The following is an 11163-nucleotide window of genomic DNA, read 5'->3' as shown; positions in this document are numbered from 1 at the left end:
GAAGTCAAACGGCTCGTGATGGAAAACTATGAACGGGCGAAGCGGCTGCTCACGGAAAATATGACCAGTCTGAAGAGATTGGCGGAAGCCCTGTTGGAGAAAGAAGTGCTCGATGGCTCCGATATTGATCAGATAATCACGCAATCCTCATCCCAAGCGGTTCCTGCCTAAATTCTGCATCGCTTGGTCTTGGGACACCATATCAGGGCATTGGAGTCCCAGGGCTACATCTACAAGACGTTTGGCAAGAAGGCTGTTTTTCTTGCAGGTAGGGTAGTACCCTCTCACTCTATGATGCCGTGATATGCGCGGTACCATGGCGAGGAGGTCTCGCGTCTGGTGTTGGAATTAAAGATATTGACCAGGCAGGTGAAAGATCGGCTGATAGAATTTTCCGATCACCCATTAATAATGGGTGTCGTGAATGTGACGCCGGATTCATTTTTTGATGGTGGCCGCTATTTTGATGCCGCTGCCGCCGTTGCTCATGCCCTTCGATTGGTAGAAGAAGGGGCTGATCTGTTGGATATCGGCGCTGAGTCGACACGCCCTGGTGCTGATGTTGTGAACGAGGCTGAAGAGTGTCGTCGTGTGATTCCCGTTGTCACCGCAGTTGCAAAAGCTGTCACCATTCCGGTCTCAATCGATACATCAAAGGCCGCTGTTGCACGTGCAGCTCTTGATGCGGGGGCGAGTCTCGTCAATGATGTCACAGCCTTACGCGGTGATTCTGCCATGGCTGATTTGATCGCGAAAACAGGGGCCGGAATCGTCCTGATGCATATGCATGGGACGCCGAGGACGATGCAACAGGCTCCGCGCTATGATGATGTGGTCGTCGAGATTTCAGATTTTTTTGAAGAACGAATCAGCTTTGCGACGGCACATGGCATTGCACGAATACAAATCATTCTTGATCCAGGCATCGGGTTTGGTAAACTTCTGGGGCATAACTTGACAGTATTGGCGCGATTGAGTCAGTTCTTACAGTTTGATTGCCCATTGATGGTCGGTGTTTCACAAAAGTCGTTCCTTGGGGAACTTGTAAACCGATCGGTTCAGGAGCGTCAATGGGCCACGGCAGCGGCTGTGGCGATGGCAGTGGACCGTGGTGCTGGAATCATTCGTGTTCACGACGTAAGGGCCATGAAGGACGTGGTACAGGTCGCAGCGGCGATCAGCCGGCAAACGAGTGAAGTCATGAAAGCACGCCATGCGTAAATTGTTTGGTACCGATGGGGTCAGAGGTGTCGCCAACCTTGATCCAATGACGAGCGAAATGGCGATGCAGCTGGGGCGTGCCGCGGCGCATTTGTTTATGCGCCGATCCGGACGTCATCAGATTGTCATCGGCAAGGACACCCGCATTTCCGGTTATATGCTGGAGTCGGCGTTGACCTCCGGGATTTGCTCGATGGGGGTCGATGTCTTGCTGGTCGGTCCCTTGCCGACGCCGGCGATTGCATTTTTGACGCGGAGCCTGCGCGCCGATGCCGGGGTAATGATCTCGGCTTCACATAATCCATATCAGGACAACGGCATCAAATTTTTTTCCAACAATGGATTCAAGCTTCCTGATGAGATGGAGTCTCGGATTGAACGCCTCATCGTCTCGAACGAGATTGCCCATCTGAGGCCAACGGCCGATGCCATTGGGAAAGCCTTTCGCATCGACGATGCCGAAGGGCGTTACATCGAGTTCGTCAAGCGTTCCCTTCCGAAGGAACTCGATTTTCAAGGGATCAAGGTGGTCGTTGATTGCGCCAATGGCGCAGCCTACAAGGTTGCACCAACGGTGTTGCGGGAACTCGGGGCGAAGGTGGAAGTGATCGGCAATAAGCCGGACGGGATGAATATCAATGCCGGTTGCGGAGCGGTGCATCCGGAACTGCTGCAGAAGGCAGTCCGAGAGCAGGGGGCTCATCTCGGATTAGCGTTAGACGGTGATGCCGATAGGGCAATCTTCGTCTGCGAACAGGGCAGGGTTGTAGATGGTGATCATATTATGGCGATGCTGGCGCTCGATCTTCACCGTCAGGGGCAATTGGCGAAGCAGACGGTAGTAGGGACCGTCATGAGTAATTTTGGATTGGAACTTGCGATGATGAAGGCCGGCATCTCTCTCTCGCGGACTGCCGTTGGTGATAGGTACTTGCTCGAACGGATGTCTGCCGAGGGCTATAACTTCGGAGGAGAGCAGTCCGGCCATTTCATTTTTTTGGATCATAACACGACTGGGGATGGCCTGATTTCAGCCTTGCAAGTCCTGTCCCTGATGAAACGTACTGACAAGCCCCTGTCAGAGCTGGCGCAGGCCATGACGGCGGTGCCACAAATCTTGCTGAACGTGAACGTGACAAAAAAGCCAAGCCTCGACGGAGTCCCCGAACTACAACGCGCGATTCGTGAAAGCGAGCAGCGTCTTAACGGCAGCGGCCGCGTACTGGTCCGGTACTCGGGAACTGAACCGCTCTTGAGAGTGATGGTTGAAGGGGAGCGTGATGATCAGATTCGTGAAGTAGCGAACCACCTTGTCGATGTCATCAAGACTCATTTGGGTTAGCGTTGTTGCCCTCCATGAGGGAGGCTTATGCTGCCGACCCTCACCGTGTGTTTTGTCGCCGGGCTCCTCCTCGGATCACAGATCCCCTATCTTCCCCTATCCACTTCATCGCTGCTCCTTCTTTCTGCGCTAGGCGCTGTCGCTCTCGAACGTCGTAATCTGTTCTCCGCCCGACAGGCGACTTGTCTCTACGGAGTTCTCCTGGCAGGAGTCGCCTACTGGAGTGTGGTTGTCAATCTGGCTTCCCATGGCTCGATGGTCGAGTACTCGTCGGAGGCCGTGACCGAGGTGACTGGCCGTATCGTGGCGCCGGTGCAACAGGCACCGGATCGCTTAGTGATGATCATCAGGTCGGACGATCACATTGATGCGTCGGGATCGATCAGGCGAGTTCGCCTGACCTGGCGCACACCGGAGAGGCTAGTCTTTCAAGGCGATCGAGTCGTATTTCGGTCGATGCTGCGCAGTCCCAGCGGGTCATTGAACCCTGGAGGATTCGACTACGGGGCGTATCTTGAGCGGCAAGGGATCGATGCGATCGCCACAGTGACCGGGTCAGAAGGTGTGACGTTTCTTGAGTCTGGGCGCGCGCATGCCTGGTGGGCGATCTGGAATCAATTCGATCGATGGAGAAGCAGCATACGTCTCGCCGCGCTTCAAGCCATTCCACAACCTGCACTGGGCCTCTATGTCGGCATCATCATCGGTGATCGGGGGTACTTGGATCCTGATCTGCGGGATCAGTTCATGGCAACCGGGACGGTTCATCTGCTGTCTATCTCGGGGAGCCATTTGGGCCTTGTTGCTGTACTCATCTTCACGGCCGTCAGATGGTCGACCATGCTCCTGCCGGTGAATTGGTTTCTTGCGTTGTCTCGGCGAATCACGCCGACTCGGATTGCCGCGGTTTGCACGTTACTTCCTGTCGCAGGCTATGCCTGCCTGGCGGGGGCAGAACTGGCCACGATGAGGTCGTTGTTGATGGTGGCTGTGGGGCTGAGTGCGATCTGGCTTGGCCAGGAGCGCCGTCTCTTCCATGCCCTCTCAGCCGCTGCAATGGGAATCTTGCTGCATGATCCTCAGGCCTTGTTCGATATCTCCTTCCAGCTCTCTTTTTTGTCCGTCTTTGCCTTAGCTGGCTGGCTCCTCTGGCTGAGTGATACCGAGCTAGAGAAACTGCCGAACGAACCATCGTTCCTGAGAACCTGTGCTCGTTGGGGAAGGGACGCGGTGGTCATGAGTGGAGTGATCACCCTGGTGACGCTTCCTCTTGTCGCCTACTATTTCAATCAATTGCCATGGCTAGGGCTATTTACTAATGTAGTGGCCGTCCCCGCGATGGGGATCGTGCTGGTTCCGATCGGGCTTGTCGCAGGGATTTGGCAGGTTGTCATTGGAGGAGCCATGCTGCCACTGGCTTCGGTGAATCAGTGGCTGCTCGATCACTTTGTGGCTGCGATCCGCCTGGTGTCGACAGTCCCGGGAGGAGAATGGCATGTGGCGGCTCCTTCGATTCCCACCATGGTGTTGTTTTATGGCGCTCTGTTATTGCTCTGGGTGAAAGTCGGTGGCTGGATATGCCGGTTGGCAGCAGGCGTTGGGGTGCTCTTGCTGTTGCTGTGGTGGGCCTGGTCCCCAAGGACGTTCCTTGATGGAGATCATTTCAGGGTCACGTTTTTGGATGTCGGGCAAGGTGATAGCGCGGTGGTTGAGTTGCCTGACGGACAGGTGGTCTTGATCGATGGGGGGGCGACGTATGAGCGATTCGACATGGGGCGGGGCGTGGTCGCCCCGTTTCTCTGGAATCGTGGAATCCGCACCATCGATCAGGTGATTGGTACACATCCTCAACTCGATCATGTCGGAGGTCTTGCCTGGGTGGTCCGTCATTTTACCGTGAAGAGGTACTGGGGGTCTGGAGAAGCCCGCGAAGAACTCTTCTATCGACGACTGCAACAGTCACTGGTTGCCCAGGGACTGCAAGAATTGGTGGCCAGAGAAGGACAGGAGATTGTGTCATCCGGCCCCTGTCGAATGGTGGTTCTGAATCCGCCGGTCGGCGAGAATCTTGATGGGCCCGTCCAAGAGAGCCATCTGGATGGACACCGGCTGAACAATCGCTCGGTGGTGACGCGCCTTACTTGCGGCATCCATACGATGCTCTTTGCTGCGGACGTTGAGCGAGATGGGTTGTCACGGATGATGCCGTCAGCGTCGCAGGGGCCGATCGATGTCCTCAAGGTGCCTCATCACGGTGCGGTCAGTTCGTTGAATCGTGAATGGTTGGCATCCTTGTATCCTCACTATGCTGTATTTTCTGCCGGCCGGCATAATCGCTACGGACACCCAGCTGCGGCCGTGCTCGATGCATACCGGTTGGAAGGCAGTACCCTGTTACGAACGGATCGTGACGGCGGGGTGTGGTTTACCGGCGGAGTTTCCGAGGCGCGGTTCCATGTGCACCGAGCAAGAGACCTGGTATGGCAGCCTACGAACGGATCTTCATGCTTGTGGGCCTGCGAACAGGCGAACTGGAACCGGGTTTGGAAGCAATGGCAGGCCCGTTATTGATCACGGCTGTGGCCGCATGCCGTGGATCTACGGTATAGAGCCCGTGCGCTCACTCCTCGGTTAGTAGGAATAAATGGGGGCGCACATTTCACGCCTAGGGAAGACGAATTTCGGCGCTGCTTTCACCATCCGTCAAGGTTTCATATCCTAACACAGCAATTTCATTCATCTTTCATCACATGCTATCAAGGCATAGCACATGCATTCATCTGCGCAGGGTCTGCACGTGTCTATGCATCATTACAGGGAGCTAGGGTATGCCAAACCTTGTACGAATCGTGATTCAGTTACCAGTCGATCTCAAAACCCAGCTCGATAACCTGAAACAGCAAGGGTACACGGCTAGTGGCTTTATCAGGGCCATGTTGGAACGGGAGTTTGCCAAATTGGAGGAGAAACCTGCGCCCCCCTTTCCAGTCGGCAAACGGATGAATAGCCGATAGCAGCGTGGAATGTGCCTGATTGTTAGGGAATAGCTGGAGGGGGCTGTGGCGCGATTAACCGATCTTATTCGAGAACAGGCGACTCAGAAGGATGGAAATCCAGATGTGATAGGTCTTCCCAATCTACCTTCCACTCCTTCGCCGTCCGTCGTCGAGACCGACTGGTATCAGCGTGCAGGTCATGCGATTCAAGGAATCAAGCAGGCGGTCCAGGCAGGGCAATCCTGGAAGCTTGACGAGTTGACCAGGATTGCCGCCGGTGTCGTGGCCTCTCTGGGAGCAAATGACAGGCTGGTTCATGCGGTATTGGAACGCAACGGCAAAGACTATCTCATCAACAATGCTGTGAATGTCGCAATTGTGAGTGTGAAAATTGCGGAGATACTCCGATACGATTCGGCAAAGCTCGAACAAGTCGCATTAGCAGGATTCCTGCATGACATCGGCATGTTCGCCCTGCCGGACACTCTCGTATACAAGACCGGGTCGTTGACAGAGGGAGAACTCCAGTTCTTGAGAGAACACCCACAGCACGGCGCACGCCTGTTCAAAGAATTGGGGACAGCTCATCCAGCGGTGGGAAGAGCGATCCTTCAAGAACATGAACGATGGGATGGGAGCGGTTACCCAAACAGGCTGACCGGTGACCAAATTGATGAGATGGCCTTCGTCGTCGGGCTGGCAGATGTCTTTGACGCCTTGATGGGCCCACGGCCTTATCGACGAGGCATGTCGCCCCATCGGGCGATCTGTACCCTGATCGCGAACGGAAAGACAATGTTTCCCCATCATATTCTGAAGGCCTTGATTGACCAGTTCTCGATCTATCCATTGGGGACGACTGTTCGTTTGAACACAGGCGAGACAGGAGTCGTGTCTCAATTGAATCGGCAGTACGCGCTGCGCCCGATCTTGCAAGTCTCGCAACAGGCTGGGTTGTCTCACGGACCGGCATCGAAAACGGTGGACTTGCGTGCCGAGACGTCCCTACACATTGTGGAAGTGGTGCCAATCGGGTAATCCGAGATTCGGAGAAGAGGAGCGAAAGTTGTGCGGCAACTAATACTTCGATATCTCGTTGGTCTTCTGGGCGTTGGCGCGATTCTCACGCTGGGGTTTCTCGGGTGCCGCAATCCGGCTAGTTCGACTTTGCCACCGTCGGCAATCAGCCCACCAGGGATGGCGGCCCCGCCGCTGCCGAAGGGAGATATCTATGCCGATGAAACAGTCCCGACCCCGGAAACTCCTATCGAAACAGGTGACACGCTCGAGGTGATGATTCGTCGCGGCGCCGGCGAGGAGAAGTTCTCCAGTGTCGTGCGAGAGAACGGAAAGATTTCGGTCGGGTTTATGGAGGTGGAAGTCGGGGGGGCCACTGCTGCTGTGGCGGAATACCGACTCCAGGAGGCCGCGGAGCCCTATATGCGCCAGCCGCGTGTGCAGGTCCTGCTGAAGAAGAAAGTGCTGAAGGTCAAACGCGTCTTCGTCTTTGGGGACGTAAAGAAACCGGGAATGGTTCCCATGCCGAGGAATATGACGGTGCTCCAAGCCATTGCCACTGCGGATATGTACCACGAAACCGCCTTGATGGAGGAAGTCCGGGTGATTCGAGGCGGCGACCTTGCAAGACCCCATATTCTTATGGCCGATCTCGCGCGCGTGTTTACCTATGGCGATATGACGAGGAACCTCGCGCTGGAGGAAAACGATATCATATTTGTACCGCGCGAACATCTGGGCGATGCCCAGGAAGCTGCGAAAAAGATTATGCCGATCGTCCAGGCCGGGATAGCACCCTTCTACCCGCTCTTTATTATTCCGGCGCTGGCCAATTATTAAGACTGATAAGCACAATCGGGACGAGAATAGGACGCTGACCCTATGGCCCAATACGAACTCAACGTCATCGATTACTGGCTGATCATCAAGAAGCGAAAGTATCTCATTCTGCTGGCGGCGGGGCTCGTAGTGTTATTTACGTTCCTCTTTACAGAAATGTTCAAACCGAGCCCGCTGTATGAAGCATCTGCCAGGGTAAAGTTCGACCGGACAAGCACAGTGGCCCAGCAATTGATCGAGACCATGTCTTTCTCCAATGCCAACGACCTCAACTCCCAGACTGAGGTAATCCGGGGATTCCCCGTGATGGAGCGAGTGGCGGTGGAATTAGGCCGCGTGCCGGCCAATACACCGCAAGAGGAGAAACGATCGGCTACCTACCTCAACACGGTGTATAACCTCGGTCAGGAGATCAAGACGCAACGGGAAGGCGATACGAACATCATCCGCATCACCGCCACCTCGGATCAACCGGAAATGGCGGAGAAAACGGCCAATTCAGCGGCCAATGCCTATCGGCTGGAAAATATCATGACCAGAAATCGCCTTGTCATGGAGTCACGGCGGTTTGTTGAAGAGCAGGTCGCTGGGCTTGAAAAACAGTTAAACGATGCGGAGGAGGCACTGCGAACGTTCAGAGAACGGGAAGGGCAGGTCTTTTTGACCGATGAAGCTCGCGCCGCATTGGAATCCTACACGAAGCTGGAAGAGCAGCACAATGAAGTCATGCGAAAGCGGGCGGAGGGGGAGCGGCAGATCGCCGTACTCAATCAAACCGAAGCGGTGCTTGGAGACCAAGCCGGCCGGATCTTCACGGAGGAGCATAGTGCGTTGCTCACGATTCTGAACCAGCGTCTGCTTGATCTCCTTCAAGAGAGGAACACGCTCTTGATCAATTACACAACGGATCACCCTCAGGTCCGAGAGCAACAGCAGAAGATCGACAACGTCAGGGCTGAGATGCTTCTCGAACTCCGAGCCAAACTCAAGACCATGCAAGACCGGGAAGCGACACTCCTGAGTCAGCGCGATCGCTATCGGGAGCGGTATTTGCAGTTTCCCCGAGCCGCGATTCAGATGAGTCGACTCGAACGCGAGGTGAAAGTCAACGCGGACTTGTTGGCGACACTCAAGGCCAAACATCAAGAACTGCAGATCAAAAGCGCAGAACAGATCGAAGAGGTCACGATCGTGGCGCCGGCGATCGTGCCCGGTGCGCCGATCAATGCCCCTGCGACGGAAATGAATCTCATGGTCGGCTCTCTCATGGGGATCTTTCTCGGGATCGTATTGGCGTTTGCCCGTGAATCATTCGATACGTCGATCGGTACCATCGAAGGGGTCGAGGAGTTTCTCAAGGTGCCGGTTCTCGGTGTCATCCCGCAGTTCGACGTAAAGGAGATGGAGGAAGCAGCTCGTGCGGCACTCCCGGCCCATTCCTCTGCCCTGGACGTGGAAAACTTTTCGAAGCTGATTTGCTTGATCGATCCGAAATCACCACTGTCAGAAAGCCTGCGGTCGCTGCGGACGAATATTCAATTTGCCAGCATGGACCGGAAAGTGAAATCGATCCTCTTCACCAGCGCGGGCCTTGGGGAAGGCAAAAGCACCTGTGTCACCAATCTGGCGATTACCCTTGCCCAAGAGGGGCAACGAGTATTGCTCGTCGACGCAGATCTTCGGAGACCGATTGTCCACCAGAGGTTGGGTCTCGATCGGATCCCGGGCCTGGCTGATTCCCTTGTGGGGAGCACGTCATGGCGCAGCCATGTGCGGTCTGCCACCGATCTGATGCTCGGACCAATGGGGGCGGATCGAGTGATGAGCACACCGGGACTGGACAACCTGCATATTTTGACCAGCGGGTCGGCGGTGGGCAATCCGAACGAGTTTCTGAACATGACAAAAATCAAGGCACTCGTGAATGAAATGAATGAGGAATACGATCTCGTGCTCTTCGATACTCCGCCCATTCTACCGGTTACGGATGCGGTGGCGTTCAGCTCACGCGTCGATGGAACGATCGTGGTCTATCAGGTCGGGCGGATCGGCCGGAATGCCCTCAAGCGGGCGAAGTTCCTCCTGGACCATGCGCAGGCCAATGTGATGGGCATCGTGTTGACGAATGTGAAATCCGAAGTCGCGTCGGACTCCGGTGTCTACCGCTATGAGTATCGATGAGGGGTCCCGTAGCGAGGGATCGAGAAGCCCTCTGTTCCTTGTTACACCCTATCCCGGGGAGTTCTACAGTGCGAGCCCAACGAGGTCGATATCGTGCGTTTCATAGAGAGCAGAGCGTCATGGTCCCTTAGCCTCCTCCCTGTTCTGATCGCCGTCCCGTTTGCCCTGTTCATCAGTCAGACCCAGCCCTCCACCAGCCTGCTGGCCGCTCTCGCTGCAGTACCTTTGTTAATCGCCTTTGTGTCGCCAATGAGTGGTCTGTATCTCCTCGTCTTCTCCATGCTGTTGGGTCCTGAATTTCTGGTAGGAGGGATTGGGAGCGGGAACACGCTTGGTCGTGGCGTGACCTTACGATTTGATGATTTTCTGCTCATGTTGGTGGGGATCGGATGGTTGGCGCGAGTGGCCGTTTCAGAGCATGGCAAGGTGTTCGTGCGAACGCCGCTCAACCGGCCGATCATGCTCTATACGGCAGCCTGCGTATTTGCGACGCTGATCGGCATCCTGGCTGGACGTGTGCGCCCGATGGGAGGGCTGTTTTTCCTTCTGAAGTACTACGAGTATTTTTTCCTGTTTTTCATGACCGTCAATCTGGTGAAGACGAAAGAACAGGTGAAACATCTGGTCACAGCCAGTCTCGTGACCTGTTTCCTGGTATCGCTCTACGCCATTTCACAAATTCCGAGCGGCATACGTGTGTCGGCTCCATTCGAAGGGCAGGATGGAGAGCCCAACACACTGGGCGGGTATCTGGTATTTACGATGGCGTTGATCGGGGGACTTCTGGTTACGCCAGGGGCGGTGCAGATGAAATGGCTGCTCTGGGCCTTGTTGGCTGTGGCAGGATTCGCATTGCAAGCGACGTTATCTCGTGCCTCGTTCCTCGCAGCGGGAGTCGTACTGATGGGGTTTGTCCTGTTATTGCTCCGACGAAGTCCAGGCCTTGTTGCCTTGGTGCTGGCCGGATGTATCGTCATGGCCTTCCTTGCTCCTCGAGCCGTTGTCGAGCGGATGACCTATACCTTCGGTCAACCGGAAGAGAAGGGGCAGATTCAAGTCGGATCGCTTCACGTGGATACCTCGACATCTGAGCGGATTCAATCGTGGAGCCAATCGTTCGAGATCTGGAAGACCTCCCCCCTCTGGGGACATGGCGTTACCGGGGGGCCTTTTATGGATGCGATGTATCCACGGGTCTTTGTCGAGGTTGGCCTTCTCGGCGCCTGTGCATTCGCAGCCCTTTTATATGCACTGTTTCGCACCGGGAAGATCAGTAGCACCCATTTCGAGGATCCGTACATGCGAGGCTTGGCTTGGGGTTTTCTCTTCGGTTTTTTCGGCCTTCTGGTCCATGCGCTTGGCTCAAACACGTTTATCATCGTCCGCATCATGGAGCCCTTCTGGCTGGTGGTAGGACTACTGGTAAAGAGCTTTCTTATGGACCAGCAAGAACGTGAGTCAACCGGTGAGCCGAGTCTGCAAGCAGCTAGCCCGCTTCAGAACAGAAGGTCGTTTGGGCCTTCAGTTCCAAGTCAACAGTCGTTTCCAGGCAGGGCGCTGTAACAC

At 55.3% G+C, this 11163-nt stretch carries 9 protein-coding genes; all 9 read left to right on the top strand.

What is annotated here, in order from left to right; translation table 11 throughout:
• A partial coding sequence (locus HZB34_10260) for a hypothetical protein (GenBank protein ID MBI5316344.1) occupies positions 1–171 on the top strand: 171 nt, incomplete at its 5' end.
• A 240-nt stretch (positions 172–411) separates the two neighbouring features.
• Positions 412–1221: a dihydropteroate synthase gene (gene folP, locus HZB34_10255; protein MBI5316343.1), complete on the top strand. Its 810-nt coding sequence runs from the start codon at positions 412–414 to the stop codon at positions 1219–1221.
• Entirely contained in the window at positions 1214–2563 is a 1350-nt protein-coding gene (locus HZB34_10250) for a phosphoglucosamine mutase (GenBank protein ID MBI5316342.1), read from the top strand. The genes folP and HZB34_10250 overlap by 8 nt, the downstream gene beginning before the upstream one ends.
• Positions 2564–2590: 27 nt before the next feature.
• A complete protein-coding gene (locus tag HZB34_10245) occupies positions 2591–5134 on the top strand; it encodes a DNA internalization-related competence protein ComEC/Rec2 (GenBank protein ID MBI5316341.1) in 2544 nt (847 codons plus the stop codon).
• 257 nt (positions 5135–5391) lie between these two features.
• Positions 5392–5577: a hypothetical protein gene (locus HZB34_10240; GenBank protein MBI5316340.1), complete on the top strand. Its 186-nt coding sequence runs from the start codon at positions 5392–5394 to the stop codon at positions 5575–5577.
• 45 nt (positions 5578–5622) lie between these two features.
• Positions 5623–6597, top strand: a complete 975-nt coding sequence (locus tag HZB34_10235) for an HD domain-containing protein (GenBank protein ID MBI5316339.1) — start codon at positions 5623–5625, stop codon at positions 6595–6597.
• A 30-nt stretch (positions 6598–6627) separates the two neighbouring features.
• Entirely contained in the window at positions 6628–7416 is a 789-nt protein-coding gene (locus HZB34_10230; GenBank protein MBI5316338.1) for an SLBB domain-containing protein, read from the top strand.
• A gap of 42 nt (positions 7417–7458) precedes the next feature.
• The gene (locus tag HZB34_10225; GenBank protein ID MBI5316337.1) at positions 7459–9597 is read left to right on the top strand and encodes a polysaccharide biosynthesis tyrosine autokinase; all 2139 of its coding nucleotides are present in this window, start codon (positions 7459–7461) and stop codon (positions 9595–9597) included.
• Between the two features lie 93 nt (positions 9598–9690).
• On the top strand, positions 9691–11160 hold the full coding sequence (locus HZB34_10220) for an O-antigen ligase family protein (GenBank protein MBI5316336.1): 1470 nt from the start codon (positions 9691–9693) through the stop codon (positions 11158–11160).
• Positions 11161–11163 lie beyond the last annotated feature (3 nt).

The sequence above is a fragment of the Nitrospirota bacterium genome, from assembly GCA_016219645.1.
In the GTDB taxonomy this organism is placed as follows: domain Bacteria; phylum Nitrospirota; class Nitrospiria; order Nitrospirales; family Nitrospiraceae; genus Palsa-1315.
This window is presented reverse-complemented; position numbering and strand designations above follow the sequence as displayed.